General features: G+C 38.1%; 30 protein-coding genes. 19 read left to right on the top strand and 11 right to left on the bottom strand.

Annotation, left to right across the window (positions count from 1 at the left end; all coding sequences use genetic code 11):
• Together C9J36_RS08795 and C9J36_RS08790 are read left to right on the top strand one after the other, a co-directional pair.
• Positions 1 to 387, top strand: coding sequence for a hypothetical protein (locus tag C9J36_RS08795; protein ID WP_066162638.1), 387 nt, complete (start codon positions 1 to 3; stop codon positions 385 to 387).
• 24 nt (positions 388 to 411) lie between these two features.
• Positions 412 to 1014, top strand: a complete 603-nt coding sequence (locus C9J36_RS08790; protein WP_107942850.1) for a LysE/ArgO family amino acid transporter — start codon at positions 412 to 414, stop codon at positions 1012 to 1014.
• A gap of 264 nt (positions 1015 to 1278) precedes the next feature.
• Here C9J36_RS08790 and C9J36_RS08785 read toward each other — a convergent pair whose 3' ends face one another.
• The 4 genes from C9J36_RS08785 to C9J36_RS08770 form a co-directional block, all read right to left on the bottom strand.
• Positions 1279 to 2040, bottom strand: a complete 762-nt coding sequence (locus tag C9J36_RS08785) for an ABC transporter ATP-binding protein (protein WP_107942849.1) — start codon at positions 2038 to 2040, stop codon at positions 1279 to 1281.
• A complete protein-coding gene (locus C9J36_RS08780) occupies positions 2040 to 4391 on the bottom strand; it encodes an FtsX-like permease family protein (RefSeq protein WP_107942848.1) in 2352 nt (783 codons plus the stop codon). Before C9J36_RS08780 ends, C9J36_RS08785 begins: the two co-directional genes overlap by 1 nt.
• Positions 4388 to 5632, bottom strand: a complete 1245-nt coding sequence (locus C9J36_RS08775; RefSeq protein WP_107942847.1) for an MFS transporter — start codon at positions 5630 to 5632, stop codon at positions 4388 to 4390. The genes C9J36_RS08780 and C9J36_RS08775 overlap by 4 nt, the downstream gene beginning before the upstream one ends.
• A gap of 98 nt (positions 5633 to 5730) precedes the next feature.
• Positions 5731 to 6366, bottom strand: coding sequence for a TetR/AcrR family transcriptional regulator (locus C9J36_RS08770; protein ID WP_107942846.1), 636 nt, complete (start codon positions 6364 to 6366; stop codon positions 5731 to 5733).
• Between the two features lie 602 nt (positions 6367 to 6968).
• On the opposite strand from C9J36_RS08770, the gene C9J36_RS08760 reads away from it, so the two are divergent.
• Complete coding sequence (locus C9J36_RS08760) at positions 6969 to 7256, top strand: DMT family transporter (protein WP_082798907.1); 288 nt, start codon at positions 6969 to 6971, stop codon at positions 7254 to 7256.
• Here C9J36_RS08760 and C9J36_RS08755 read toward each other — a convergent pair.
• Positions 7253 to 8284 carry an AbrB family transcriptional regulator gene (locus tag C9J36_RS08755; protein ID WP_107942845.1) on the bottom strand — a complete coding sequence of 344 codons (1032 nt, stop codon included), beginning with the start codon at positions 8282 to 8284 and terminating at the stop codon, positions 7253 to 7255. The genes C9J36_RS08760 and C9J36_RS08755 overlap by 4 nt on opposite strands.
• 107 nt (positions 8285 to 8391) lie before the next feature.
• On the opposite strand from C9J36_RS08755, the gene C9J36_RS08750 reads away from it, so the two are divergent.
• From C9J36_RS08750 to C9J36_RS08735, 4 genes are all read left to right on the top strand, one after another.
• Positions 8392 to 8970, top strand: a complete 579-nt coding sequence (locus C9J36_RS08750) for a GNAT family N-acetyltransferase (RefSeq protein WP_201261902.1) — start codon at positions 8392 to 8394, stop codon at positions 8968 to 8970.
• Positions 8971 to 9260: 290 nt separating this feature from the next.
• Positions 9261 to 10043 (top strand): ABC transporter ATP-binding protein, encoded by a 783-nt coding sequence (locus tag C9J36_RS08745; protein ID WP_107942844.1) that lies wholly within the window; start codon positions 9261 to 9263, stop codon positions 10041 to 10043.
• Positions 10044 to 10500: 457 nt separating this feature from the next.
• The gene (locus tag C9J36_RS08740; RefSeq protein ID WP_107942843.1) at positions 10501 to 11445 is read left to right on the top strand and encodes an ABC transporter substrate-binding protein; all 945 of its coding nucleotides are present in this window, start codon (positions 10501 to 10503) and stop codon (positions 11443 to 11445) included.
• 10 nt (positions 11446 to 11455) lie between these two features.
• Positions 11456 to 12223, top strand: coding sequence for an ABC transporter permease (locus tag C9J36_RS08735; protein WP_066162669.1), 768 nt, complete (start codon positions 11456 to 11458; stop codon positions 12221 to 12223).
• 62 nt (positions 12224 to 12285) lie between these two features.
• Here C9J36_RS08735 and C9J36_RS08730 read toward each other — a convergent pair whose 3' ends face one another.
• A complete protein-coding gene (locus C9J36_RS08730; protein WP_066162672.1) occupies positions 12286 to 12714 on the bottom strand; it encodes a winged helix-turn-helix transcriptional regulator in 429 nt (142 codons plus the stop codon).
• An 89-nt stretch (positions 12715 to 12803) separates the two neighbouring features.
• On the opposite strand from C9J36_RS08730, the gene C9J36_RS08725 reads away from it, so the two are divergent.
• Together C9J36_RS08725 and C9J36_RS08720 are read left to right on the top strand one after the other, a co-directional pair.
• Positions 12804 to 13319 (top strand): DUF4242 domain-containing protein, encoded by a 516-nt coding sequence (locus tag C9J36_RS08725; protein ID WP_066162676.1) that lies wholly within the window; start codon positions 12804 to 12806, stop codon positions 13317 to 13319.
• A 19-nt stretch (positions 13320 to 13338) separates the two neighbouring features.
• Complete coding sequence (locus C9J36_RS08720) at positions 13339 to 14382, top strand: acyl-CoA dehydrogenase family protein (RefSeq protein WP_107942842.1); 1044 nt, start codon at positions 13339 to 13341, stop codon at positions 14380 to 14382.
• Between the two features lie 93 nt (positions 14383 to 14475).
• Here the strand turns inward: C9J36_RS08720 and C9J36_RS08715 are convergent, their stop codons facing one another.
• Positions 14476 to 16113 carry a hypothetical protein gene (locus C9J36_RS08715; RefSeq protein WP_107942841.1) on the bottom strand — a complete coding sequence of 546 codons (1638 nt, stop codon included), beginning with the start codon at positions 16111 to 16113 and terminating at the stop codon, positions 14476 to 14478.
• On the bottom strand, positions 16110 to 16898 hold the full coding sequence (locus C9J36_RS08710) for an ABC transporter ATP-binding protein (RefSeq protein ID WP_107942840.1): 789 nt from the start codon (positions 16896 to 16898) through the stop codon (positions 16110 to 16112). Before C9J36_RS08710 ends, C9J36_RS08715 begins: the two co-directional genes overlap by 4 nt.
• Positions 16899 to 17058: 160 nt before the next feature.
• Between C9J36_RS08710 and C9J36_RS08705 the strand changes: the two genes are divergently transcribed.
• The 3 genes from C9J36_RS08705 to C9J36_RS08695 are packed head-to-tail and all read left to right on the top strand — an operon-like array spanning position 17059 to position 18952.
• Positions 17059 to 17496, top strand: a complete 438-nt coding sequence (locus tag C9J36_RS08705) for a helix-turn-helix domain-containing protein (protein WP_066162690.1) — start codon at positions 17059 to 17061, stop codon at positions 17494 to 17496.
• A complete protein-coding gene (locus C9J36_RS08700; RefSeq protein WP_107943101.1) occupies positions 17496 to 18224 on the top strand; it encodes an ABC transporter ATP-binding protein in 729 nt (242 codons plus the stop codon). Before C9J36_RS08705 ends, C9J36_RS08700 begins: the two co-directional genes overlap by 1 nt.
• On the top strand, positions 18221 to 18952 hold the full coding sequence (locus C9J36_RS08695; RefSeq protein WP_066162693.1) for an ABC transporter permease: 732 nt from the start codon (positions 18221 to 18223) through the stop codon (positions 18950 to 18952). The genes C9J36_RS08700 and C9J36_RS08695 overlap by 4 nt, the downstream gene beginning before the upstream one ends.
• 44 nt (positions 18953 to 18996) lie before the next feature.
• Here the strand turns inward: C9J36_RS08695 and yhfH are convergent, their stop codons facing one another.
• Positions 18997 to 19122, bottom strand: a complete 126-nt coding sequence (gene yhfH, locus C9J36_RS08690) for a protein YhfH (protein ID WP_082798910.1) — start codon at positions 19120 to 19122, stop codon at positions 18997 to 18999.
• A 195-nt stretch (positions 19123 to 19317) separates the two neighbouring features.
• Positions 19318 to 19614, bottom strand: a complete 297-nt coding sequence (locus C9J36_RS08685; protein WP_107942839.1) for a hypothetical protein — start codon at positions 19612 to 19614, stop codon at positions 19318 to 19320.
• Positions 19615 to 19755: 141 nt separating this feature from the next.
• Here C9J36_RS08685 and C9J36_RS08680 point away from each other — a divergent pair, with 141 nt between their 5' ends.
• Together C9J36_RS08680 and C9J36_RS08675 are read left to right on the top strand one after the other, a co-directional pair.
• Positions 19756 to 19911: an RNA polymerase sigma factor gene (locus C9J36_RS08680; protein ID WP_107942838.1), complete on the top strand. Its 156-nt coding sequence runs from the start codon at positions 19756 to 19758 to the stop codon at positions 19909 to 19911.
• 35 nt (positions 19912 to 19946) lie between these two features.
• Entirely contained in the window at positions 19947 to 20426 is a 480-nt protein-coding gene (locus C9J36_RS08675) for a hypothetical protein (protein WP_107942837.1), read from the top strand.
• Positions 20427 to 20855: 429 nt separating this feature from the next.
• On the opposite strand, the gene C9J36_RS08670 is transcribed toward C9J36_RS08675, so the two are convergent.
• The gene (locus C9J36_RS08670) at positions 20856 to 21479 is read right to left on the bottom strand and encodes a hypothetical protein (protein WP_107942836.1); all 624 of its coding nucleotides are present in this window, start codon (positions 21477 to 21479) and stop codon (positions 20856 to 20858) included.
• A 212-nt stretch (positions 21480 to 21691) separates the two neighbouring features.
• Between C9J36_RS08670 and nusB the strand changes: the two genes are divergently transcribed.
• The 5 genes from nusB (at position 21692) to C9J36_RS08645 (ending at position 25655) form a co-directional block, all read left to right on the top strand.
• Complete coding sequence (gene nusB / locus C9J36_RS08665) at positions 21692 to 22078, top strand: transcription antitermination factor NusB (protein WP_066162702.1); 387 nt, start codon at positions 21692 to 21694, stop codon at positions 22076 to 22078.
• Between the two features lie 21 nt (positions 22079 to 22099).
• On the top strand, positions 22100 to 22948 hold the full coding sequence (gene folD, locus C9J36_RS08660) for a bifunctional methylenetetrahydrofolate dehydrogenase/methenyltetrahydrofolate cyclohydrolase FolD (protein WP_107942835.1): 849 nt from the start codon (positions 22100 to 22102) through the stop codon (positions 22946 to 22948).
• Between the two features lie 246 nt (positions 22949 to 23194).
• Complete coding sequence (gene xseA, locus C9J36_RS08655) at positions 23195 to 24556, top strand: exodeoxyribonuclease VII large subunit (protein WP_107942834.1); 1362 nt, start codon at positions 23195 to 23197, stop codon at positions 24554 to 24556.
• Complete coding sequence (gene xseB / locus C9J36_RS08650) at positions 24549 to 24776, top strand: exodeoxyribonuclease VII small subunit (protein ID WP_066162712.1); 228 nt, start codon at positions 24549 to 24551, stop codon at positions 24774 to 24776. Before xseA ends, xseB begins: the two co-directional genes overlap by 8 nt.
• A gap of 3 nt (positions 24777 to 24779) precedes the next feature.
• Positions 24780 to 25655 (top strand): polyprenyl synthetase family protein, encoded by an 876-nt coding sequence (locus C9J36_RS08645; protein WP_107943100.1) that lies wholly within the window; start codon positions 24780 to 24782, stop codon positions 25653 to 25655.
• Positions 25656 to 25942: the final 287 nt, after the last annotated feature.

The following is a 25942-nucleotide window of genomic DNA, read 5'->3' as shown; positions in this document are numbered from 1 at the left end:
ATGGCGTCATCTTACTTATATGAGATTAGAATTCATGAGAAACAGCGCGAGGATATAACAAGCTATTCCATGACCTTTCATGGTGAGAAAAGAATGCTGCAAAAAATGATTGAACTAGCTACAAAAGATACAGCCTTTCTTGTTTATAAAGAAGCAACGAAATGGAAAAAGCTTTTATTTCGCCATAATTATTTATTTTCTATACAGGATGTTCCTGCAAAGGATAGCCCGTATCCTTACTGGAGCTTGGCAGAAATATTAAAGGGGCAGGAAGTAGTAGAGCTGCCAGCAAAGTTAAACATGGAATATACAGCAAAGGCATTGCAAGAGGAATTAATGGGCTATGCTGCTAAAATCGCATCGAGACAAGGAAATTTATTTAGATAGATAAAACAGAATAGGGGAAAATCAATGCAGGCAATTATTCATGGAATTATTTTGGCCTTTGGGCTTATTTTGCCTTTAGGGGTACAAAATGTTTTTGTTTTTTCACAAGGGGCGATGCAGCCATCTAAATTTAAAGCTTTACCGGCGGTTTTTACAGCTGCGCTATGCGATACGCTGCTCATTTTACTTGCAGTGCTTGGTTTATCAGTTATCGTTTATCAGTTTGAATGGTTGCGACTTGGCTTAATTAGTGGTGGTATTTTATTTTTAATTTATATGGGAAGGGTGCTCTGGACAGCAAAGGCTGAAGCCACACAGCAAGGAGAGGCACTGCCAGCAAAAAAACAAATATTGTTTGCCCTATCCGTTTCATTATTAAATCCACATGCTATTTTAGATACAGTTGGCGTTATTGGAACGAGCGCACTAAATTATATTGGCACAGAAAAAATGCTTTTCACTATAACATGTATTATCGTCTCATGGCTATGGTTTATTGCTTTAATGTTCGCTGGCTCAATGCTAAAAAAAGTGGATGCCTCAGGCAAGGTGATGTACATATTTAATAAATGTTCCGCTGTTTTTATTTGGGGAACAGCCGTTTACTTATTAATTGGGTTATTTTAATCAGTTGTTTTTCAAAATGGAATTTTGGCAAGAAAATGGGGTTGTCCGAAAAGTCTATTTTGTTTTGCCACCGCATTGAAATCAATGTTTTCATCGCTTCCCTTTTACTGAAGGAGTACACTGTTAAAGCCAATGTTCATCCCATTTTTAAAAGAGGCGTTCTCTGTTTATATGAATCAACATTTTGCGAAACATCATCGCGACTGTCCAAAATGCCGGCTATGCATGGCTTTTTGGACAGTCCCATTTTTTTGCGTATTTAGATTAAAAGCCTAGCTGTGTCAGCCAATGATGAAGCCGCTGCTCTCGCTCTGCTAAATCATTGCTTGCAGGGTTATATTTCCCTAAAGTTGTGTTTGCGATGATTTCCCCATCGAGCATAAATAGTATACGCTCGGTTTTGGCAGCGACTTTGGCATCATGGGTAGCGAGCAAAATAGTTGTGCCTTGCATATTAATTGATGTTAATACATCCATTACTTCTGCGGTTGCAGTTGTATTTAATGCCCCTGTTGGTTCATCGCCAAATAAGATGGTTGGCTTATTAATTAGTGCGCGGCAAATGGCGATTCTTTGCAATTGCCCGCCAGAGGCTTGTGTTATGTCATGCTTTGCTAATTCAAAAATCCCCATTTTCATCATTAATTGTGTAGCACGCGTATTGATTTTTTGACGGCTTTCTTTTTTAGCTAAGTAAGCAGACAGGATGATATTATCAAATAAGTTTAAGTTTTTTAATAGATGATGTTGTTGAAATATAAAGCCCATTGTTTCGAGTCTTAATTTTGCTAATTGTGGCTCCGTCAGTGTGGCTATATTTTGCTGTAAAAAGGTGACATGACCTGACGAAGCTTTATCCATGCCGCTCACTGTATAAAGTAAAGTCGATTTACCACAGCCTGATGGTCCCATGATAGAGACAAATTCCCCATCTTTAATTGTAAGTTGAATATCTTTCAAAACATGCTGCTCTGTATTGCCAGTTACGTATGTTTTGTGTAAATGCCTTACTTCTAAAATTGTCATTAGCTGTTTCCTCCTAATTTTGAGATAGGGGACTGTTCACGAAGTTTTGTCGTCGTTAGTAAAACAGTCCATGTAACTGCACAAACCAGTAATAATGGATAGAAGAAATATGCCTGCAATGGATGGCTAGTAAAGGTAATATGGGATGCGCCGATAAATGTTGCAAGCTGATTGATAAAATATTCACCGAGTGTATTCGCTAAAATAGTCCCGATAATGACGGAGATAAATAAAACTGTTAATACGCGTGAAATATATTGTCTACGGATTGCCTTTTTGGAAAAACCCAAGCTTTGTAAAATAGCAATTTGCCTTGCATCCTTTGCAAGTAGCATTTGCATAAACATTCCAGCAATACAGATTGCGATAGATAGTGATAGCAGAAGGGCAAGCAATGTTACTTGCTTAAGTTGTACAATATTTGAGCCTAGTGTTTGAGTAATATAATGGGCCATATTTGTAATTTTAGCTGTTGCAAAAATTTCCCGATAAGCGTTGATTTTTTGCTGAATATCGATATTATCTATAACATCTACATTGATTACATGCCAAAGAATAGGCGTTGTCGAGCCGGGTGTAAGCTGTGCTTTTGCCGTCTTACCACCATTTGTAATATCTTGATAAATACCTGTGATTATTAGTTGCTTTGGTTGATGATCAACAATAATCTTTAGTGAATCACCTACCTCTACAGCGAGTTCACGTGCCTGTAAAATGGAAAGGGCAATTGTATTGTCTTGTATAGGTGCTGTACCAGCAACATAACGTACGGGAAAGATTGTGAAATCACCCATTTCAACCTGTAAGCTATCAAACTGTTTCTCACCTGTTTCTACCATAAATTTTGCCGTCGTCAATAGCGCATATTTTTCCACTTCTCTATCCTGAGAAAGGGTAGATTGAATGTTTTGAAAATGCTCGTTGGCATTAACGTTATATGGAAGGTCGATGCGTATATCACTTTTACCAGCCCCCATATACGTAATAAAGTCGGGGGATTTTATCGTTTGCAATAAATTTAATGGGACGAGCATCATAAAGCAGGCAATGATGAAAACGGCGCCAATAAGTCGGTACATAGAAGAGCGAGCGCCAATATCCTTTATAGCTAGTAGCAGATTAATTGAGGGCCATTTACTGCTAGCAATCGTCATTTGCCCTTTGTTTCGTCTCTCCGGGATAGCCCCTTGTCGTAAAGCCTCTACAACAGAAATGCGCTCACATCTTTTTAAAGTAAAATAACAATATAAAATAATTGTTAAACAAACTACTCCGACACTAGCAAGAGATACTACATAATGAGCTAATGTCAGTTGAACTTTTCCCATATAGTGTGCCATATTAGCTGTGAAGTGCCGTGTAATAGACAATGATAGCAAATAGCCGCAAAGAGCTGCTAACATAACAAGCGCGATATATTTCATCACGTAAAGTTGACGGATTTGCCTGTGAGCAATACCTATCCCTTTCATAACAGCAATTTCGCGTATGTCTTCCTCTAATGTTGTCAAAACTGTTAAACGAATACAGAGTAAAGCAATGCCCATTAATAAAACGCTAATAAAGAGCAATATAAGTATATTTAGTCCATCTGTTAGCATATTCAACATTTTAAATAGTGGATACGTAATTGTAGGACCTTGCTGCGGTAAATGAGATGCTTCATATAATTGCTCCAACTGCTGTGTTTGTTTTTGCTCCTTCACTAAAAATTCGATTAAATATTCATGCTGAACTATCGACTGTGCTAGAGTATCCCAATCCTTCTGATGGACAACAAAACGCTTGGAGCTAACAATTGTCGGATTCATTTGCACATCACGTATAAAGTTTGAAATGGTAAATTCCATCTCGATTTGTCCATTGGCAAACCAAATCCGATCTCCAAGCTGTAACTGATATTTCTCCATATAATACATTGGTATAGCAATTTCACCTTCCGCAACTTGCAATGGGCGATTTGTTTCGTCTAATAAAAAGTCAAATAACGGATTTTGTGTGACAAAGCTCATATCCATCACGCTACCATTGCTTGCCTCGCTTACTTTGCGATTTTCAATGAAAAGCTGTGTTTGGTCGATTGTTAGCATATCGACCGTTTGTTGCGCTTCGATAAATGGGTGCTGCATGACAAATGCCTCGATTTGCTGCTGATTGATTGGTCCAGCATGCATTTGAACAAAATGAGGCGCCTTTGCTTGCTGAAAAAACTGCTCTACAGATATAAATAAGTGAACAATCATTGTTGAAGCATTTGCCATTAAGACAGATGAAAATAAAATAAAAACTGCTAAAGTCAGTGTCATCATAGGATTGCGTGCAATATCTCGTTGTATCATCCGAAAATTCATAGTGCTTCCTCACTTCCTGTTTGTTGCCACATTTTTTTCGCTATAAAGGCTAATAGCAATACAGATATACTCATTAACAGCACAGACCAATACATCGCATGCTGTGTTGCTTCAAAGACAATACCATATAAAATTTGACCAAAAGGAGCAGTACATTGGGCACTTGCTGTAATAATGGCCATTACTTTGCCAAGATGCTCATTCGGTGTTTGCTTTTGAACAGCGGTAATGACAAAGATAGAGAGAACAGTAATAAGCATAGCAATCGCAATACTACAGCCTGTAAAAACGAGAAATGACAAGGCAAAACTTTGCTGTAGTGCAAAAGGTGTCACGGTAAAGGCAATTGGTATAGCACATAGGGCAATAAGAAGTAACCATTTATACAGACGATTCATCCGCAAATGCTTCGCAAATAGGCCGATAGACAATGCACCAATAATTGTCGCGAAATCAAGGGTCCCCATTGTAATTCCATAAAGAATATCACTTGCTTGCATTGCTATTCGTAAAATAATTGGTACACCGATAATAAAGAATGGCGTTAATATAAAATTTAAACTTGCTGCGAGAACAATACATTTTAAAATAAAAGTATGCTTTCCAACATACCGAAAGCCTACTTGCAAATCTTTTAAAATAGACTGCTGTGTATGCTTCGTAAAAGGAATTGTTATAAACATTTCCAATATACTTGAACAGAAAAAGAAAATAGCACTGACAATAACGAGTATTTTTAAAGGAAGCATACTATACAGTAGCCCTCCTAAAACAGGAGCTGCTATTTGCGATAATGCTTGAATGCCTTGCACAATCCCATTTGCTTGCTCTAGCTTATTATTTGTTACAAGCAGTGGAATACTGGCGAGTACCGCCGGTGTGTACATAGCACTAATGAATGTTAATAAAGTCATTACAGTGCCAATCACAATAATAGAAGGCTCCTGCACTGATAAGGATAAAAATAAACAGCAAATAATTACGCCGCTAATCATATCAAATAGCACCATCAAATTGCGCCTGTTAAAGCGGTCTGCAAGTGCTCCTCCTATAGGGGAGAACAGAAGGGGAATGCTAGATATAGCGAGCAGCCCTGCGAATAAATCTGCTCTGCCAGTTAAATCTAATACATACAGTGATAAAGCAAAACGCAATAGAGCTGCTCCTAAAATGGAAATAATTTGACCTAGAACAGCGAATAAAAAATCCTTTGAAAAAGCAGGTTGTTGGATAGAAACCATTATTGTCCCCCTGTTTTAGACCGACTGTCGGTCTATATATTTAAAAAATAGAAAGCGAATCATAATAGGAATCGCTTTACGTCTAAAATTTACTACAGTTATGATTGCTTTAATAAGATGGTTAGCATTTTTTTAAAGCTACCATTCTTCGCACCTAATGCTCGCTCCATTAACTGAACAAAGGCAACTGCTCTTTGTTGCATTTCTTCAGGTTGCCATTGAAAAAAGCCATCATCAAACATAACCTGCGCAGAAACGAGTAAAAATTCTACAGTTTCCTGCGGATAATCTGTATTGAAAATCTTTTCTTTAATCCCTTGCTGAATAACCTCTGTTAAAACAGGTGACAAATGAATTACTGCTTGCACTAAGCTCTTTTGATGCATTTCTGCATTATCAGGCTGATGAAAATGTTCAATAAGTTGCTCTTTTTCGTCGCCTTGCTGTGGTGCTTGTGCTAGTAAAATAGCGAATAATTTATCGACTGCTGATAGTGCTGGGTTTGCGGCAATATGCTGTGCCTTCACGACATCTGCCTGTATAATGCGCTCGATAATAGCATCCAGCACCTCTTCTTTGGATTTAAAATAATGATAAAAAGTGCCTTTCGCAATGCCAATTGTCTGTAAAATATCGTTGATTGTTGTTTTCGTAAAGCCCTTTGTAACAAAAAGAGCCTGTGCTATATTTAATATTTCATTGCGACGTTCTTCGTGCTCTTTAACAATTCTCATTATAGATGCCTCCTGATACGACCGACCACCAGTCTAATTTATTATATGCACAACTTTTTTTAAAATGCAAGAGAATATTCGTCATAGTTACTTAAAAAATAGGGGGGCTGTCCAAAAAGCCGTGCATAGCTGGCATTTTGGACAGTCGCGATGATGTTTCGCAAAATGTTGATTCATATAAACAGAGAACGCCTCTTTTAAAAATGGGATGAACATTGGCTTTAACAGTGTACTCCTTCAGTAAAAGGGAAGCGATGAAAACATTGATTTCAATGCGGTGTCAAAACAAAATGGACTTTTCGGAAAACTCCTTCGTTTACAACGGAGATAGTGGCAATTTATTGTGACTACGGAAGGAGAAAGTCCTTTTGGTAAATATTTGCTATAAACTTAACACTTTTCGTTTCTAAAGGGTAAGTACTGTAAAAAAACATTGCGTTGCAAGCGATAAGGATTGCTGATTTCTCATAGCAATTCCAATATGACGAAAGGCAGGAATTTCAAGCTCTTTCGCAATAATATTATAAGGAATTCGCTGTAAAATTAGCTCTGGTAATATGCTAATGCCTAGACCGTTTTCACCATAGACATAATTTGTTGTTGTGAAGCAAGGATTTATCGTTCAAATAGCGGCTGGAGATTTGCTGCCTATATTGATACTTGGTCTTGTAAACACAGGTGTCGGCTGTTATTTTTATTTTTCTTCCATCGGCCGTTTACCTGTTCAATCCGTTTCCATACTCGGTTATTTAGAGCCTCTTTCAGCTTTAATTTTTTCGGTCATTATTTTAGCGGAACGATTAAGCATCATACAAATGGTTGGTGCTATATTCATTTTAGGTGGGGCGGCATATGCAGAGTTATTTCGACCAAGGGGGCTTAAGCATTAATGCTTAAGCCGGACACTATATTTCTTCAATAATGGAATAATAACAAAGGATAAAAATAGCATGCGTGCGAGCTGAAAAACGGTGACAATGTCTGCCTCTGCATGGATAGAGGTAGCAATTAATGCCATTTGGTCCATGCCACCAGGTGCAGTGCTTAAAAAACTTGTCGCAAATGTATAATTAAGCATGGTCATCACAAGTTTTGCGCATAAAAAACTAACAAACATAAGTAAAACAACATTCATTAAGCCGAATAATAGTGTGCGTTTTGGAAGGCGTAGTGCACCAGGTGTTAACAGTAAACCAATATGAGCACCAACTGCAATTTGTGCAAGATGCAAAACGTTCGCTGAAATAGTTGGGATATCAATTTGCACAACATTAAGCAATATACCAAAAAGGACAGGGCCTAAAAAGAAAGGTGTTGGCATATGAAATTTACTGGCGATGAGCGCGAAAGCAAAGCTTGCTGCAATTAAAATAATTCCAGCCCATAGTGGCGAAGTGATGCTAGCAACATTTTGTTGCACAATATGCCCAGAAACTAAAAATGGTATAACGCTAACAACAGCTAGTACACGAATTAAATGAAAATAAGTCACAGCAGCAAGGTCAACATCCTTTTGTTCAGATGAAAAAACGATAATTTGTCCAAGTGCACCGGGGACGCTTGCTAAAATTGCGGTATGTAGTGACATATTTGTATATTTAGCTGTGATAAATGCGAGCAGCAAGCATAGTAAAATAAAAATAATATTAATTGCTAACATATACCAAAACATTGTTCCCATTGTTTGTAAAATAGTTAAAGAAAAATTTTCACCAATCGTAATGCCAATAATAACAAGCCCGATGTTGCGAAAAAATGCAGGCCATTTAAGTGGTCTGCGAATGAAAAACTGTGCAAGAAGTACAGTAAATAACGGTCCAATCATCCATGGAATTGGCAATGATAAAAGTGAGAATAGCCATCCTCCAATGCATGCAATAATGGCTACATATAGTATTGGTAGTGCATGCTCCCTCATAAAAAAACCTTCTTTCTATCTTTCCACTATGTCTATCGTAGCAAAAAAAATTGGATTTGTTTACTAATATTCCGTTTTCACTTCTGTATAATAAAGAAAACGGAGGGATGAAAATGGAAACTTTGCAAAATGAAATTGTGCGTTTAGTGCATATTGAGCGTGCACATATTGATGGGATATATGAGGCAGCCCATGATGAGCGAATATGGGCGCATACATCATTACATCTTATGACAAAGACAGCTGTGGAAAATTACGTTGAAACGGCAATAAAGCAGCGTGAAGCGAGTACGGTAATTACCTTTGTTATTATTAATCAAGCAACAGAAAAAATTGTCGGTGCTACATCGTTATTTGATTTTGATAATGCACATAAGCGATTAGAAATTGGCTATACATGGCTAACGCCTGCATGCTGGGGAACGGCGATTAATACGAATTGTAAATATATTTTACTAGCATATTGCTTTGAGCGGCTTGCAATGAACCGTGTACAGCTTAAAACAGATAATGAAAATAAACGCTCTCAGCAAGCAATCGAACGTATCGGTGCTAAAAAAGAGGGGATTTTACGCAATCATATGGTGCGTAAAAATGGAACGCTGCGCGATACACATTTATACAGTATTACGAAGGAAGAGTGGCCACAAGTAAAGCAGTATTTTGAACAAACTTTATTGAAATAAATCAAACAGCTTTGAACACAGTGCTCATACTTGCTATCTAGTAGTAAACATTCATGCGAAAATGCAGCGTAGCCCCGCAGGCTACGCTTTTTTAAGGAATACAAATATATCCAAAAAATAGGTCATTTTATAAACGAGGAGAACTTTGCTTTCGTATCCAAAATCGCTTTTAAGCAGTAAATAAAAATTTTTTTGAAAAATGAGTTGTTTTTTTGAAGTGAGTATAATAAAATAACTTAAAACATATTAAACCTAGTAATATTATAAGATTAAGAGGTGGTGAAATACATATGCTAGCACCGATTGTATCAATACAGCAAGTTTCCAAACGATTTTCTTCCCAGAAAAAACAAGAAACGGTTTTAGAGCAAATATCCTTTGATGTCCATAAAGGTGAAATCATCGTCATTTTAGGGAAAAGTGGATGTGGGAAAAGTACATTGCTTAACTTAGTGGGGGGTTTTGAGCAAGCGTCTAGTGGCTCCATTCTATTAGACGGGGAAGAAATTAAAAAGCCAAGTAAGCGCTGTATAATGCTAATGCAAAACTATGCTCTATTACCGTGGCGCTCTGTTGAAAAAAACGTAGCATTAGCACTCGAAGGAGAAAAATTAACGAAAGACGAAATGACTGAAAGGGTAGTGCACTATTTAGGTATGGTAGGTCTGCTTGATAAGTGTAAAGCATTACCACATGAGCTATCTGGAGGGATGCAGCAGCGAGTTGCGATTGCACGCGCGTTAGCCATTCAGCCAGAGGTGATTTTAATGGATGAGCCGTTTGCAGCACTCGATACATTTACCCGCTATTATTTACAGGATGAATTGATTTCAATTCAGCAGCGTGAGCAAATGACAATTATGCTTGTCACACATGATATTGATGAGGCAATTTACTTAGCGGACCGCATATTCATTATGGGTGCAAATCCTGGTCGGATTTATAAAGAAATATCGATTAAAGGTGCTAAGCCTAGAAATCGTGCAGATGCAGATTTTCAGCATTATCGTGAGCTGATTTTTAACGAATTTCAATTTACGAGCAATAAACAGCAAATCGAATACAATATCTAACTTCTTTCAGCAATGTTTTTTGCGACGAGTAACCGCAGGAGCACATGTTTTTTGCGACGAGTAATCGCAGGAGCACATGTTTTTTGCGACGAGTAACCGCACGGACTAAATTTTTTTGTACCAATAGCGAGGCAGGAGTTACAGAAGTGTCCCACCTGTATAGGTGCGAAATGAATGCAAGTATTAGACCAATGTCAGCGGGTGTCCAAACACTCGTTGACTAAGAGGAATTCAGTCTAAAAAACATCGCAACTTGCGATAATGATTGAGTGAACTACCAACATCGTGTTGGCCGAAAGCCTCCGGCGAATGTCACAGATTTTGAAGAGGGGCCTGCGTGATACAGGTCAGTTAATCGCTGTCATAGGACGTGACGGTTTTAGGTTAACCTCCGCCAATTAGCTTGAAAAATCTGGACGAGGGTTAACCGAGGCGTAATTGATAGGAGGAGAGCTACTTGAAAAAGGGGATTTATATTTTAGTAGGGGCTATTGTTTTGCTTCTTCTAAGTGCATGTGGCAGCAATGAGCAATCTTCAGCCAAAGAAAGCGAGGGAAAGCCAACAGTTAAAATAGGCTATTTACCGATTACTCATGCTGTACCGTTATATATGCAGCAGGATGCAGAGCAGACAAATTACAGGCTAGAGCTTGTGAAGTTCGGGTCATGGCCTGAGTTAATGGATGCCTTAAATACGGGGAAAATTGATGGGGCTTCTGTGCTCATTCAGCTTGCGATGAACGCGAAGGAAAAGGGCATTGATTTAAAGGCAGTCGCCTTGGGGCATCGTGATGGTAATGTGCTTGTTGTAGCTCCAAACATTGCGAGTGCTAAAGATTTAAAAGGGCAATCTTTTGCCATCCCAAACCGTTTTTCAACGCATAATATTTTGCTTTATGAAATGTTGAAAAAAGAAGGATTATCCTACGAGGATATAAATGTAGTAGAGCTGCCACCCGCAGAAATGCCAGCGGCGCTCGCGCAAGGTCAAATTGCTGGCTATGTTGTAGCAGAACCATTCGGTGCTATATCAGTGGCTCTTGAAAAAGGAAAGGTGCTTTACCAATCTGAGGACATTTGGCCAAATTCAATCGATTGTGGTTTAGTGTTGCGCAATGAGTTCATTCAATCACAGCAGCAAACAGCAAAAAGCTTCGTTCAAGATTATATAGCGGCAGGTGAGCAAGCACAGCATAAAGACACACATATGCAGGAAGTTGTCGGACAATTTATGAATGTGGAGCAAAATGTATTGGACTTATCCTTGCAATGGATTTCCTATGACAACCTAGCAATTGAAGAAGAAGCTTATGCTATTTTACGAGACGCATTGATTGAAATGAAGCTATCAGAAAATCCACCAGCATATGAGGATTTCGTTGATACATCATTATGGCAGTAGGAGGGGTGAAATGATTTTAAAAAATATAAAGGCAATGCTAGTTGGCTTCGGTTTGCTCTTGCTTATTTGGCAGTTAGTGAGCACATTGGGTGGGTATAACCAGGCATTGTTCCCGCCACCGCTTTTAGTAGTAGAGGCACTCTTTGAAATGATTCGAAACGGCTCGATTATAACGCATATAGAAATTAGCTTCTTTCGATTTTTTAGCGGTTATTTTTTAGCAGTGACAATTGCCATTCTACTTGGTTTACTTGTCGGGCAATTGCCAGCATTATGGCGGGTGCTTGACCCGGTTGTGCAAGTATTACGACCTGTATCGCCAATTGCTTGGTCGCCGTTCATTGTACTATGGTTTGGTATCGGCAATATGCCTGCAATTATCATCATTTTTATCGCCGCTTTTTTCCCTGTTTTACTGTCAACAGTGTCTGCGGTAAAAAAGGTAGATGCGATGTATTTACGTGTGGCAGCTAATTTTGAAATGACACATAGCGAGCGCATGTGGAAGATTATTTTTCCAGCCGCTTTTCCGATGATTGCTAACGGCTTGCATATGGCTTTAGGGAGCGCTTGGATTTTCCTTGTTGCAGGAGAAATGGTTGGTGCACAGTCAGGCTTAGGGTTTTTAATCGTCGATGCAAGAAATGCATTAAGTCTTGATGTTGTGATGGCAAGCATTATTATTATTGGGCTTCTTGGTCTGCTATTAGACCAAGCGATTCGTTTATTTGAAGGGTGGGTTGCACGCATATGGGGTGGGCAAATGGCAATTAAATAATAATTGGAAACGAAACGACTCAAAAGCAGGCGAAGCACTGCTTTTGGGACGCCACCAATTCATTATGATTGGATTGGTTGAACGCGAATATGCTCAACACGTTGGCCTGTTTCTTTTGAAAAATAACCAATTTCTACAGGCGAATTCGTCTTAGGGTCTACAATTTCTTTATAACAGGGCTTTAAATGCGCAGAGCCCCATAAAATAAGAGCATTAAAAATATGCTCTAAATCCTTCCCACTATCCGTCAAACTGTAGGCGTAGCGCGGAGGGTGTGCAGAGTATAATGTAGCGACTACGAGCCCAGCTTCTTCAAGTGATTTTAATCTTGTTGAGAGAAGGTTGGCTGATAGGCCGGGAAGCTTTGCTTTAATATCGTTAAAATTCGTTTCACCTATTAATAGCTCATGTAAAATGAGCATTGTCCATCGATCACCAATAATATTTAATGTTTGTGCGATGTTACAAGGTAAGTCATAGCGTGTTTTCATTTGTCTACCTCCTTGTAACAAATTTTAGCACAGGAAAGTTAAAAAAGTAAATTTAGTAATATAAAATAACTTAATTGGAGGAATAAAAAATGACTTTATTTTTAGTAGAAGCAAATGTGAAAGGTATTTCAAACAAGGAGCAATTTTCACAGCTTGTTGAGCAAGTGCATGGGGCAGAAGGAGTGCAGGTGATTGAAGTACAAGTGGCGAAAAATTATAGCCGTGCGTATTTCATTATCGAAACAAAAAATGAATCGTTAGCAAAGGCAACATTGGAAAAGCAACAAGTAGAAATCGTCTTAGTGAAGGAAGTACGCCTAATTGGTCAGGACTTAGAAAATGTAAAAAAGAATAATGAGCATGTCAATTATTTAGTGGAATGGGAAATTCCTGCTGAAATTACGATGGAGCAGTATTTAGAGCGTAAAAAGAAAAATTCTGTGAAATATGAGGAAGTACCGGATGTAAAATTTTCCCGTACTTACGTATGTGAGGATATGACAAAATGCTTATGCTTCTATGATGCACCGGATGAAGCGGCGGTAAAGCGGGCACGTGAGGCTGTATCTACGCCGATTACGTCATTAACTGAATTAGCAGATTAACAATAGGGGAGGGGAGAAAATGGTCATCAGCACGCTACGATTACAAAAGATAATAGATGAGCTATTAAAGCCTCTTGTAAAAAAGATTGATGAGGAAGCTTTTTATGCAGAGGATTATCTCACGGCATTAGGTAAAGAAGGCTTTTTTCAATCAAGTGGCAAGAAGCTAGAAAGCATTTTATTGGATGAATTAACGGTTGTGCAAGAAACAGCAAAGGTATGTATGACGACTGCATTTTGTGTATGGTGTCATTTAGCTGCCTTAACTTATGTGCGCAATAGTAAAAATATTTATTTGCAAAAAAATATTTTGCCACAGCTAGAAGCTGGCGAGCTATTAGGTGCTACAGCCTTATCTAATCCAATGAAATATTATGCGGGCCTAGAGAAGCTTCAATTATCTGCGCAGCAAGTGGAGGGCGGCTATATTGTTAACGGTGTTTTGCCTGCCGTTTCTAATTTAGGTGATAAACATTTATTTGGCGCTATCGCCGCCGTTGGTGAGTATGAAATCATGTTCCTTGTATCAACAAAGCAGGAAAATTTGCAGCTTCAATCAAAAACGCATTTTATCGGTGTAAATGGCAGTGCAACATATTCCTGCCGCTTTAGCAATGTGTTTATTCCACAGCAACAAGTTATTTCGGAGGATGCGAGAAGTTTTTGTAATCTCATTCGACCGACCTTCATTTTTTATCAAGTAGCATTAGGGCTAGGTGTTATGGAAGCAGTCGCAGAAGGAATCGAAAAAGTAAAGGCAAAACAAAATGGCTGCAATGAATTTTTACAGGTGCAAGCAGCACAAGTGAAAAGTAAGCAGGAGTTACTATCAGCCAAATTACAAAAGCTTGTGTCGGAAAATTGTTTAACATTAGAGGAAATAGTATCTATTCGTTTAACAACTGTTTATGACACATTAAGCGCGGTACAGGCAAATATGATTCATCACGGTGCACAAGGCTATGTTGTAGGTAGTGTTCCTTCTCGCAAATTACGCGAGGCTTATTTCTTTGCCAATTTAACACCGACAGTACGTCAATTAGAAAAAATGAAAGCACAATGAGAGCTGTCCCAAATGCCGTGCCGTTGCTGGCATTTGGGACGCTTCATTTCTTTTACGAGCGAATTTAGGTGTTTAATGAGCGAATTTACCTGTCTAATGAGCGAATTGTGACTTTTCTCCTAAAAACACTTTCCAAACGGCAATATTACTAATACACAACACCGCTAAATAAATGAATAGCCACAGGCTGCCTGCTTTCAAAAGAGCAAAATGGACAATGACAAATGGAATTAACGGTAATAGTAGCCCAAGCATCTTCCAACTTTGTGATTCGTTCAATTGGGTGGAAGGCTCTGAAAACGGAATTGGCGGCTTTGATGCGATATAGCAAATGACGCTATAAAGGCAGCTTACTGCAAACACGACAAGTAAATCTGGCACAACTCGCAAGCCGTAAATAAAGCAAAAAATGATGCTTATCATTAAATAAAGCGGTGTATACAATTGCACGAGAAAGGCTTTCAGCACCCCTTTTTTATATGCAGCAAAGCTTGTTATAGGTACAGCTTTGAAAACCCAAGCGCCTTTATAGTTACTTGAAAATTGCAGCATAAGTAAAGCAGTTGGAATGATAAGCATGGAAAAATAAATCGTTAAATAGCTATTGCTTGTCGCAAAATTCATTGTTTCATCGCGCATTGTGTTAAAAATAAAAATAAATGGGATGACAATCGAAAAGCCGAGAGAAGGGTATACCTTCAATTTAAAGTCGCGCTCCTTTTTCATCATTAAAGAAGCGAAGCGATAAAAGGCTCTTTCCTCATTTGTCGGGCAAAGTAGACTGAGTAAGAAAGCTTTTATACGACTCGTTTTTACCTTTTTCGATTTGCTTGTCGCTAAAAGCTTTTGTAAATTGCGCTCAAAAGCCGGAATCAATTGAATGTACAGCCACAAAGAAAAGAGTGGCATCGCGACTGCCAGCATACTCATTGTCACGGTGAAAAAGTTGATTGTGCCGTTTAAGAACAATTCATATGGGGCAGCAAACCACATGGGAATAAGGAAAACGCTCCACCAATCTAGTTCGACGACTATTTTTAAATTGGCAAATTCAAAGGAGCGCACAACAAATTGATAGCCGACCATCATCGCAAGTGTTAAGCCAATTTGCACATAATTAATCATATCCTTCAACTTTTCGCCGTCGAAAAATCGTAAAACTGCAATATACAAAATCGCTGTTAAAACGACAATTAAAATATTGCTCAACACTAGCTCTACCACTGTAATGGCAAAAAACAGCACGCCTTGTGTAAATAGAGAAACAATCAGTGGAATCGCCATGAAAGCAATCGTTAAATAGCTTAAATAAGTGACAATATGAACGATTTTTGCCGCATTAATTGTTCTAGCAGAAATCGGCTTCGTACCGAGAATATTGCGGTCACGCAAATCGAGCAACACAGAGGAAAAATCCGAAATCATCGACGTCATAATAACGAAAAGAATCATTGAATAGGCGATGCTCATTTGAAATAAAAATTGCGTACCGAAAGCGAGAAACGGAATGAGCATAAGCCCCATTAATGTATAAATCCATAATGATTTAATATAGCTATTTTTCGTATTTTCTTTTTTCTTCGCTGATTGATTGAATAAGGTGGGCACTTTGCGTTCATCCATCGTCAGCTTTATTTGTAAAATTTTGCGCATCATCTGATAGTCAACACCGATTTTATTGAATAGAAAGCGCAATTTATCAAGTAATCGGAGCATTTTGAAATCTGTCATCGCGTACCTCCGCCAACAACGGCTACGAATTGCTCACCGATTTCTTGATGGCGGTCAAAGCCTGTCAATTGGTTGAAAATACGCTCTAAAGTACCTTCAGTGTTTGTTGCTTGCAATTCTTCAAACGTGCCATCAGCAGCCACTTTGCCATCATGTAGCAACACAATACGGCTACTAATTTTTTCGACGACATCCATAATATGCGATGAATAAAAAATTGTTTTTCCCTGAGCGGCTAATTGCGTTAAAATTTCCTTAAAAATCATTACGCTATTGGCATCTAAGCCATTAATTGGTTCATCTAAAAATAAAATATCTGGATTATGTAAAACGCTTGAAATAATTAATAGCTTTTGCCGCATTCCTTTTGAATAGGAAGAAATACGGGAATGATATGCTTCGCCAACACCGAATAACTCCATTAACGCTTCTGATTTACGAGCAGCCTCCTCTAATGATAATCCGTAAAGCTCCCCGATAAATGTTAAATATTCATAGCCTGTTAAATTATCATAAACGTCAGCGATTTCAGGCACATAGCCAATTCTCCGTTTGTAGTCCAATGCCCCATTTTTTATATTTTCACCAAACAAACGAATTTCGCCTTCATAATTTTCCTCAATGCCTAAAATCAACTTTACTGTTGTGCTTTTACCAGCACCATTCGGTCCGATATAACCGATAATTTCTCCTTGGTAGACATATAAATCTACCCCCTTTAAAACTTCTTTACTGCCATAGCCTTTCGTTAAATTGGTCATTGATAAAATTTCTTGTGGTACCATTTTTGTCACTCCTTTCCTACTATTATATACGGAAAATGGTTCAGAAAGTTTCGTGATTAAAGAAAAACACGAAGGTAACTAGTATTAACATTCATGTTACTGTTAGTTGATAGACGATGCTGTAATAATCGGAAATAATAAAAAAGAGGAGATGAAAAATATGATAAGTGTGAATTTGAAGCAATTGCGAAAGAAGCATCAATATACACAAGAAGAGGTAGCAGAAAAAATTAATGTTTCACGTCAGGCTGTAGCAAAATGGGAAAAGGGTGAATCAATTCCTGATATGACAAGTTGTATAGAGCTAGCAAAATTATATGATGTGACACTGGATGACTTAGTGAATCATCAAGATGAAATTGGGCTAGGGATTGCACCAAAGGGCAAGCATTTATTTGGCGTCGCAGTCGTCGGAGAAAGAGGACAAATTGTTATTCCGAAAAGGGCGAGAGATTTGTTCAAAATAGAGGTGGGCGATGCACTTGTGATTGTTGGGGATGAGGAACGTGGGTTGGCAATTATACCAGAAAGCTATACGCAAAAGTTTTTCAGCGAGGCGCTTCGAATGAATAAATTGGAAAGAGAGGAAAGCGAATGATTGTTGCCATTGATGTCCGTGGCTTGGGTAAAAAATATGGAACTAAAACAGCAGTTCATCCATTATCATTCACCATTCAGCAAGGAGAAATTTTTGCCTTGCTCGGCGTGAATGGGGCTGGAAAAACAACGCTTATTAATATGTTATCTTGCTTAATCAAGCCAACAGGAGGCGAAGCGTTTTTGTTAGGAAATAGCATTATTACAGGCAAGCAAAAGCTTAAGGAGCTAATCGCCGTTTCACCACAGGAAACAGCGATTGCACCAAATCTATCTGTAAGAGAAAATTTGCGGCTTATGGCAGGCGTTCATGGTTTTCATAAAACGTTAGCGGAACGCAAAGTAGAGGAAATGCTGACATTATTTTCTCTGCATCCTGTTGAAAAGCAGCGTAGTAAAATATTGTCGGGCGGCTGGAAACGTAGGCTAAGCATCGCGATGGCATTAATTAGCGAACCTGAAATTTTATTTCTCGATGAGCCGACATTAGGCTTAGATATTTTGGCAAGACGTGAGCTATGGGCGGTCATTCAAAACTTAAAGGGAAAGGTGACCTTGATTTTAACGACACATTATTTGGAAGAGGCAGAAGCTTTAGCAGACCATATATGCATTATGAAAGATGGTCATATAGAAGCGCTTGGGACAGCACAGGACTTAATACAGCAAACAGCAACAGAGCGCTTTGAGGATGCCTTTATCCGTATTGTAGGAGGAGTGATTGGATGAGGGCGCTTGCATTCGCGGGGCGCACAGCAAAGGAAATTTTACGTGACCCTCTTACATTAATATTTGGCATTGGCTTGCCTGTCGTTATTTTATTACTACTAACAGCTATTGGGAAAAATATTCCAAATGATTTATTTCAAATTGAGCAATTAACACCGGGGATTGCTGTATTCAGCCTGTCCTTTATGTCGCTCTTTTCAGCGCAATTAATTGCCAATGATAGAGCAAGCTCAATGCTCTCAAGGCTATTTACAACACCGATGACAGCGGTTGATTATATTATTGGCTACACGCTACCGTTAATTCCAATGGCACTCGCACAAGGAAGTATTTGCTACGGTGTCGCGATATTACTAGGTATGAACGCATCTATAGAAATTATTATGGCATGGCTAATGCTACTACCTACCTCGATTATATTTATTGGCATTGGTTTATTATGCGGTAGTATTTTCAATGAAAAAGCAGTTGCAGGCATTTGTGGTGGTTTATTGACAAATATAGTCGCATGGCTATCAGGCACATGGTTTAGCCTAGAGCTTGTAGGAAATACTTTTAAAACGGTCGCTTATAAATTACCATTTGTACATGCTGTGGATATGGGGAAAGCCATTATAAGTGGTATGAGAAGTGGCATTACTACTAATTTGAGTTGGGTATTAGGTTACGGCATATTGCTTTTAATAGTCGCCATTTTAGTGTTTAAAAGAAAGATGCAAGTAGATTAATTATGTAAAAAGACCATCAATTTGAATGTTGATGGTCTTTTCGTTTATAGAGAACTGCAATTTTCGCAGCTATGGCTGTAGCATTCACTTTGCTCTTCCATTTTGTTGCCGCATTGCACGCAAGTTTTCTCCGGTAAATTTCTGAAAAATTCTACTACGTTTTCTAACATTGTATATTCCTCCTTATGGATAACTGTTATATATAATTTTATTTATATTTGCATTGTATTATAACAAGATGAAATGGTCAACGGAATAGTTAGAAAATTTAGTTATTTATTATGTCAATTTTGTGACATAGAAAAAAGCTGTTAGGAAATAGCTTGTACATGCATTCCCCAACAGCATCGATTTTTTTGAAATAATTACACGGATTTTGAAGTTGATGCTTCTAAGCGTTCCCCAACGCGCTGTAAATATAATGTATATTTAACAAGTACAATAGGAATGGCAGTGAAGATACATGTCATAAGAAGGATGGGTATTGTGAAGTAAGCTGCGTCGTATAAGCGTGTATAGCCGAAGCTAATTAGAGCAAAAAGCACAATGAAAATGAGCGACGGAATACGAGGGAGTAGAAAGCTTAAAAGCCCTCCAAGTATCATTAAAATCATTACTAAAATAAAAAAGATCCAATGGTTAATTAAAAAGAGCAATAACATAAATGACAATCCTCCTTTTACTATTATTTAGTATATTCGTAAAAAGAGGAGGTCATACGTAGAAAAAAAGCACTTGTTTTCACTAATCATGTCACATTTCATTCCAGTGAATTGTCTTATTAAGTAGAAAGGTGGGGGCGTATGTATTCGAAAACGATAATGTATCGTGGAGAAGACGAAGCAGTGGATGCAAAGGAACAAATTCTCCAACAATATTATGCGAAAATTTTCCGCTATTGCTATGGCATCTTAAGAAATAAGCAAGATGCTGAAGATGCGACACAGGAAATCTTTTAAAACGCAATGAATCTAAAGATTTTGCAGACATTCCAATGCAATTTATGACATCGTTAACGATTAAAGAAAAATTGCTTGGCCAATTTAAGTTTGAAGAGCTACGTTATCAGTATCAGATGCCAAATCAGCAAGAGGGAGAACAATTTGCTAAGGAAATAGAAACTTTATATCAAGAAGCATTGCTTCATAATAAACCATATATTACAAAGGAAGAAAGCTTAAATACAAAAGCTTTTAGTAATATGAGTTTAATATATGGTAATTATTTTCAAGATGAATATATTTTTCAGATTATCATTCAGCCAAAAGTGAAGTTAATTATGACAACTGAGGATTTATCACATTACCAGAAAATAATAGATGAAGAGCGTGAGTTCAATTACAATGAACAACAGGAAAAGCTATTGTTCGTGCATAACAATATGTTTATAACAATTAGCCAAGTAAAAGTAACAGAGGATAAAATAGCATTGGAAAAATTATTAGCTATTGCTAATGAACTTGTTGCGGAGTAGAATTTTATTTCTATTCAATCATGTTTTGTTAGGATGAGTACTATAGGCGCAATATTATATACCGAAAATGAAGCAACAGATACAGAATCACGATTTCGTAAAGCAGTAGGGCGTTTATATGCGAAATCGAAGAAAAGCAAATCGAGCTATTTAGAAAAAAGTTCTATCTGAACGGCTCGATTTTATTTATTCGCATTGTTAGGATACCTGCTAGAAGTGTTTCATTTATCATTTTACATCTCGCTTGCACCTAAATTCACCACATACTATACATAAGGTTAGAATATATATGTTTAATGAAAAGGTATAAATAAAGATTGTGGAAATAAGGGTTTTGTTGCATTTGAAACGAAAAAGAAATAGTGAAGCTAATATATTAAATATTCGCCTCTATGATTACGCGTCAAAAGAAGCAGTCTGAAATCAATTTCAGACCGCTTCGTTTTGTTGTTCCAAATCTCGCAAGAAATATGTATTTATATAGCGTTGAATCCCACGTGACAGGCTAATTGCTTGCATCTTTTTGTCCTCATAATTCGCCGCTTGCTCATTGTGGGCGATAATGGTTTCAACGAGAGCTTTCTGCCAAGGATGTTTTAGAGGGATTTGCAATGCTTGCTCGTGCTTGCCTTGCAAGGCATAAATCATTGCGATGCAATATTGACCAAGAGGTTTTTCAGTGATTGGCTGAATTTCCTGCATGGCAAGTGTGTAATCTCGCTCTAATAGTGCTCTATTCATTTTATATGTAGCCTGCATCATCTGTGATGGGTATTTTTTTAATATGGCATCTATTATCCTTCTCTGTTCAGTGACAGAGCCGTTACCAATTGCTAAAACATACTCATAAACAAGCTGCTTTTTATTTTTCTCTAAAAATGCATGGATTGTTTTCGTATTTTGGGAAAGCTGAACGATATAGTAGATATAGCCAATTCGAATAAGACTTAATCCAAAAATAGCTGCAATAATTAGCCAAAACGGCAAGTTAAAAATCCCACCTAGCAATCCTAAAACAACTGCAAACAATATAAGAAAAACTGTATATGACATGCTGCTCCTCCTTCGTTACGATACTATTTTAACAAATAAAGCCAAACATTAACAGCATTGAAAAGTAATCGACAAAATGAAAGCGTTTTAATTTTTTAAAATTTACAACAAGCTGTGCTATGACAGGGAAATTATGCTATGATAAGACGGAATGTTATCTTGATACAAGTGGGTTAGCAGAGATGTAATTGATTAATGAAGGAGTTTTTATCATGAAGCGACATGATGCACGTCAAAAAGCATTGCAGGTGCTATTTCAGTTAGATAGTACGGAGCTGCCAATTGAAGAAGCAATCGGGCATGTTCTAGAAGAGCAGTCATCCAATGCTTTTTTTGAGCAATTGGTGCGTGGGACTGCGGAGCAAAAAGAAAAAATTGATGCAGCGCTTAGCGACAAACTAGAAAATTGGACATTAAATCGTCTACCGAAAATTGAACGAACAGTATTACGCTTAGCCGTTTATGAATTGTTATTTATGCCAGATACACCAAACCGAGTTGTATTAAATGAAGCGATTGAATTGTGTAAAGTATTTGGCGATGATAAATCAAGCAAATTTGTAAATGGTGTGCTTTCGAAATTTACAGAACAAGCATAGTGAATTGGGAGGAACTGTAGTATGTCAAGTGCAATTATAAATGGAAAAGAAATTGGTCAAGAAATTAGAAGCTCTGTAGCAAAACAAGTGGAGGAACTAAAAGCAAAAGGTATCACACCTGGTTTAGCTGTTGTATTGGTTGGAGATAATCCTGCTTCTAAAACATATGTAGCAAATAAACAAAAATCTTGTGAAGCAATCGGTATGTATTCAGAGCTAATTGCTTTGCCAGAATCAATCTTAGAGCAAGAGTTACTTGAACATATTCGCCAATTAAACGAGCGCAATGATATTCATGGCATTCTTGTGCAGCTACCATTACCAAAGCACATTAATGAAGATTCAGTTATTGCGACAATTTCTCCTAATAAAGATGTTGATGGCTTTGCGCCAGTTAGCGTAGGAAAAATGATGCTTGGGCAAGAAACTTATTTACCTTGTACGCCTTATGGAGTAATGAAATTATTGGAATTTAGCGGAATCGATGTGGCGGGTAAGCATGCCGTTATCGTAGGACGTAGCCATATTGTAGGAAAGCCAATGGGGCAACTGTTACTACAAAAGGATGCAACTGTTACGTATACACATTCTAAAACACCAGATTTAGCATCATTTACAAAGCAGGCTGATATTCTAATCGCTGCAGTAGGGCGTGCCAACTTTATTACTGCAGAGCATGTGAAGGAGGGCGCGGTTGTTATTGATGTAGGTATTAATCGTGATGAGGACAATCATTTATGCGGCGATGTTGATTTTGCTGCAGTAGATGGTATAGCCTCACATATTACACCAGTACCTGGTGGTGTTGGTCCTATGACAATTACGATGCTTTTAGCAAACACAGTACAAGCAGCAGCAAAAACATTGTAAAGTTAAATTTAAAATCTTCAATGAAGAATGAGAAGGAGTTGTCTAACAGCATTTGAGACAGCTCCTTTGCGCCGCGAATAGTAGCAATTTATATAACTTTAGAGGAAACCCTTGCTATTCGAATATGTAATCTACAAGCTTTGGCTGGCTAGAAAACGGGCTCCTTTCTAGACAGCCCCATTTTTTGCATGTTTCGCGATTAACTACACAAGGTAAATGAATAAATAAGAAAGGGGAGATGTAAGTTTGAGCAACTCTTCTTATTTAACTGTTAAAGCATTGACTAAATATATTAAAAGAAAATTTGATGCAGACCCCCATTTACGTGAAGTATATGTAAAGGGGGAACTATCGAATGTGAAAGTTCATAGCTCTGGCCATATTTATTTTACATTGAAAGACGATGCGGCACGCATTCAAGCAACAATGTTTCGCGCTGCAGCAACAAAGCTAGCCTTTAAGCCCGAGGAAGGGATGATGGTTTATATTCGTGGTGATGTTAACGTCTATGAAACAGCGGGTGTTTACCAGCTTTATGTACAAACAATGGAACCAGACGGTGTTGGCGGTTTATTTATTGCGTTCCAACAACTGAAAGATACCTTGCAAAAAGAGGGATTGTTTAATCCAAATTTTAAACAGCCTTTACCGCCCTTCCCAAAAACGGTTGGGGTTGTGACAGCAACAACTGGTGCAGCAATTCGCGATATTTGTACGACGCTCGGACGACGTTATCCACAGGCGGAAATTTGTATTTACCCAACCCTTGTGCAAGGTGCTGGTGCGGCCGCAAGTATTGCCAGCAATATTAGATTGGCAAATAAACTAGCGCAATGTGATATTTTAATTGTTGGGCGGGGTGGTGGCTCGATTGAGGATTTGTGGGCTTTTAATGAAGAAATTGTAGCGCGGGCTATTTTCGAAAGCCGAATTCCCATTATTAGCGCTGTTGGACATGAAACAGACACAACGATTGCGGATTTTGTAGCAGATTTACGTGCGCCGACACCAACGGCAGCAGCTGAGCTTGCTGTACCGAACCAACATGAGCTTAAGGAACGCATTGTAGCGAATGTAGCTAGACTGCAACATATTGTGACAGCGCAACTTCGTTTTGAAAGAAATCGTCTACAGAAATATCAGCAATCATATCCGCTTGCAACACCTGAAAAATTGTATCGACCTTTTATTGAGCGTTTGACACATAACGATATGAAGCTACAGCAAGCAATGCACGTTTATATGTTGAAAAAACGCAATGAGGCAGAGAAAGTTTTTACTAAAATGCAGCTTTCTTCACCACAAAATGCCCTACAAATAGAGCAGCAGAAATTAGTGCAGCTGAAAGTGGAGCTTAGTCGCACAATGCAGCTCAGATTAAGTAACGAAAAATCAAAATTGCATGCGGCGATTCGAACACTTGCAGCGTTAAATCCTTTAGCCATTATGGAAAAAGGCTTTAATGTGACGTATCGGGAGGCGCAATTTATTCAGCAAGCAGCCCAATTAACAGTTGATGATATGATTGAAATTCATTACCAAGATGGGATTGTGCATGCGAAGGTGACAAACGTCGAACTAGAAAAAGGGGGAATGACGGATGGATAATTTAACATTTGCACAAGCAATGACTGAATTAGAAGAAATTGTACGAAAATTAGAGCAAGGCGAAGTGCCCCTGGAGGAAGCCATTGATTTATATAAAAAGGGTATGGAATATTCCAAGTTTTGTAATGATAAATTGCAGCATGCAGAACAACAGCTAATATCAATCGTTGATGAAAATGGCAATAAACAGCCATTTCAAACGGGAAATGGAGAGAATTAATTGATGCCATTAACAACATTTATTGAAACGCATACACCAGCTATTGAGAACAGAATGTATGATTTAGTTGGGGAAATTGTTGCACCTGCACAATTAAAGGAATCGATGCTTTATTCATTAAAAGCGGGTGGAAAAAGAATTCGTCCATTATTTGTTGCTGCGGTTTGCGATTATTTTAAAACAGATTTTGTCCCTGCTTATACAGTCGGCTCATGTGTTGAAATGATTCATACATATTCGCTCATTCATGATGATTTACCGTGTATGGACGATGATGATATGCGCAGAGGCAAACCAACGAACCATATCGTTTATGGGGAAGCATTAGCAACGCTTGCTGGCGATGCATTGAATACTTTAAGCTTCGGAATTTTAGCACGCATGCCAGTTGCAAATGACGTGAAAGTTGAACTAATCGATTTACTAAGTGTGGCTGCAGGAGCAGAAGGCATGGTTGGCGGTCAAGTGTTGGATATGGATGGCGAAAAACGTCAATTAAATTTACAAGAGCTTGAGCAAGTGCATATGAATAAAACGGGTGCACTACTGCGCTTTAGCATTGAATCGGGAGCTGTTTTATCAGGTGCTACAGCAGAAGAACGCGCAGCGCTAGTAGAGTACGCACATCACATTGGCTTAGCATTCCAAATTCAGGATGATATTTTAGATATTGAAGGTACGACAGAGCAGCTTGGCAAAACAGCAGGAAAAGATATTGCAAGCGAGAAAAGCACGTACCCAGCATTGCTTACTTTAGAAGGAGCAAAGGAAAAATTAAACGACCATTTTGTTTTGGCGCTTGCCGCATTAAATCGTTTATCTGGAGACAGCAGTGTACTGCGAGATTTGACTACCTATATTGTGAAACGTAATAAATAGTACAATGAAGCTTTAACTTGATACAGCAAATTATTTAGTACCGGTAGCAATGCGACAGGTATAGAAGTTCCCCACTTCTATAAATGGCGGGATGAAGATACGAAAAGTAATTGATGTAGAGAAAATATTGAAACAGAGAACATATTTTCAATATTAGTTAGCATTCATTGACAGATACTAGCTGTTTTTCTAGTTTTCAAGGAAACAACTGCTTATTGTATTATGACAGAAAGAGTTGTTTCATAGGAAAAACAGCATATTTTATGACATGGACAGAGGACGCTGTT

This window comes from Metasolibacillus fluoroglycofenilyticus (assembly GCF_003049645.1).
GTDB classification, from domain to species: Bacteria; Bacillota; Bacilli; order Bacillales_A; family Planococcaceae; genus Metasolibacillus; species Metasolibacillus fluoroglycofenilyticus.
The sequence above is the reverse complement of the archived record's forward strand: the minus strand, read 5'-3'. Positions and strand labels throughout refer to the sequence as shown.

Bases quoted from the DNA above. Each gene is read 5' to 3' on its own strand.
- xseB (WP_066162712.1), top strand. From the start codon at position 24,549: ATGGATAATTTAACATTTGCACAAGCAATGACTGAATTAGAAGAAATT.
- C9J36_RS08770 (WP_107942846.1), bottom strand. From the start codon at position 6,366: ATGAGAATTGTTAAAGAGCACGAAGAACGTCGCAATGAAATATTAAAT.
- C9J36_RS08745 (WP_107942844.1), top strand. From the start codon at position 9,261: ATGCTAGCACCGATTGTATCAATACAGCAAGTTTCCAAACGATTTTCT.
- C9J36_RS08755 (WP_107942845.1), bottom strand. From the start codon at position 8,284: ATGAGGGAGCATGCACTACCAATACTATATGTAGCCATTATTGCATGC.
- C9J36_RS08710 (WP_107942840.1), bottom strand. From the start codon at position 16,898: ATGGTACCACAAGAAATTTTATCAATGACCAATTTAACGAAAGGCTAT.
- C9J36_RS08750 (WP_201261902.1), top strand. From the start codon at position 8,392: ATGAAAATGGAAACTTTGCAAAATGAAATTGTGCGTTTAGTGCATATT.
- C9J36_RS08705 (WP_066162690.1), top strand. From the start codon at position 17,059: ATGATAAGTGTGAATTTGAAGCAATTGCGAAAGAAGCATCAATATACA.
- C9J36_RS08715 (WP_107942841.1), bottom strand. From the start codon at position 16,113: ATGACAGATTTCAAAATGCTCCGATTACTTGATAAATTGCGCTTTCTA.
- C9J36_RS08790 (WP_107942850.1), top strand. From the start codon at position 412: ATGCAGGCAATTATTCATGGAATTATTTTGGCCTTTGGGCTTATTTTG.
- C9J36_RS08675 (WP_107942837.1), top strand. From the start codon at position 19,947: ATGCAATTTATGACATCGTTAACGATTAAAGAAAAATTGCTTGGCCAA.
- C9J36_RS08780 (WP_107942848.1), bottom strand. From the start codon at position 4,391: ATGAATTTTCGGATGATACAACGAGATATTGCACGCAATCCTATGATG.
- folD (WP_107942835.1), top strand. From the start codon at position 22,100: ATGTCAAGTGCAATTATAAATGGAAAAGAAATTGGTCAAGAAATTAGA.
- nusB (WP_066162702.1), top strand. From the start codon at position 21,692: ATGAAGCGACATGATGCACGTCAAAAAGCATTGCAGGTGCTATTTCAG.
- C9J36_RS08795 (WP_066162638.1), top strand. From the start codon at position 1: ATGGCGTCATCTTACTTATATGAGATTAGAATTCATGAGAAACAGCGC.
- C9J36_RS08730 (WP_066162672.1), bottom strand. From the start codon at position 12,714: ATGAAAACACGCTATGACTTACCTTGTAACATCGCACAAACATTAAAT.
- C9J36_RS08775 (WP_107942847.1), bottom strand. From the start codon at position 5,632: ATGGTTTCTATCCAACAACCTGCTTTTTCAAAGGATTTTTTATTCGCT.
- C9J36_RS08695 (WP_066162693.1), top strand. From the start codon at position 18,221: ATGAGGGCGCTTGCATTCGCGGGGCGCACAGCAAAGGAAATTTTACGT.
- C9J36_RS08785 (WP_107942849.1), bottom strand. From the start codon at position 2,040: ATGACAATTTTAGAAGTAAGGCATTTACACAAAACATACGTAACTGGC.
- yhfH (WP_082798910.1), bottom strand. From the start codon at position 19,122: ATGTTAGAAAACGTAGTAGAATTTTTCAGAAATTTACCGGAGAAAACT.
- C9J36_RS08670 (WP_107942836.1), bottom strand. From the start codon at position 21,479: ATGTCATATACAGTTTTTCTTATATTGTTTGCAGTTGTTTTAGGATTG.
- C9J36_RS08680 (WP_107942838.1), top strand. From the start codon at position 19,756: ATGTATTCGAAAACGATAATGTATCGTGGAGAAGACGAAGCAGTGGAT.
- C9J36_RS08720 (WP_107942842.1), top strand. From the start codon at position 13,339: ATGGTCATCAGCACGCTACGATTACAAAAGATAATAGATGAGCTATTA.
- C9J36_RS08645 (WP_107943100.1), top strand. From the start codon at position 24,780: ATGCCATTAACAACATTTATTGAAACGCATACACCAGCTATTGAGAAC.
- C9J36_RS08685 (WP_107942839.1), bottom strand. From the start codon at position 19,614: ATGTTATTGCTCTTTTTAATTAACCATTGGATCTTTTTTATTTTAGTA.
- C9J36_RS08725 (WP_066162676.1), top strand. From the start codon at position 12,804: ATGACTTTATTTTTAGTAGAAGCAAATGTGAAAGGTATTTCAAACAAG.
- C9J36_RS08735 (WP_066162669.1), top strand. From the start codon at position 11,456: ATGATTTTAAAAAATATAAAGGCAATGCTAGTTGGCTTCGGTTTGCTC.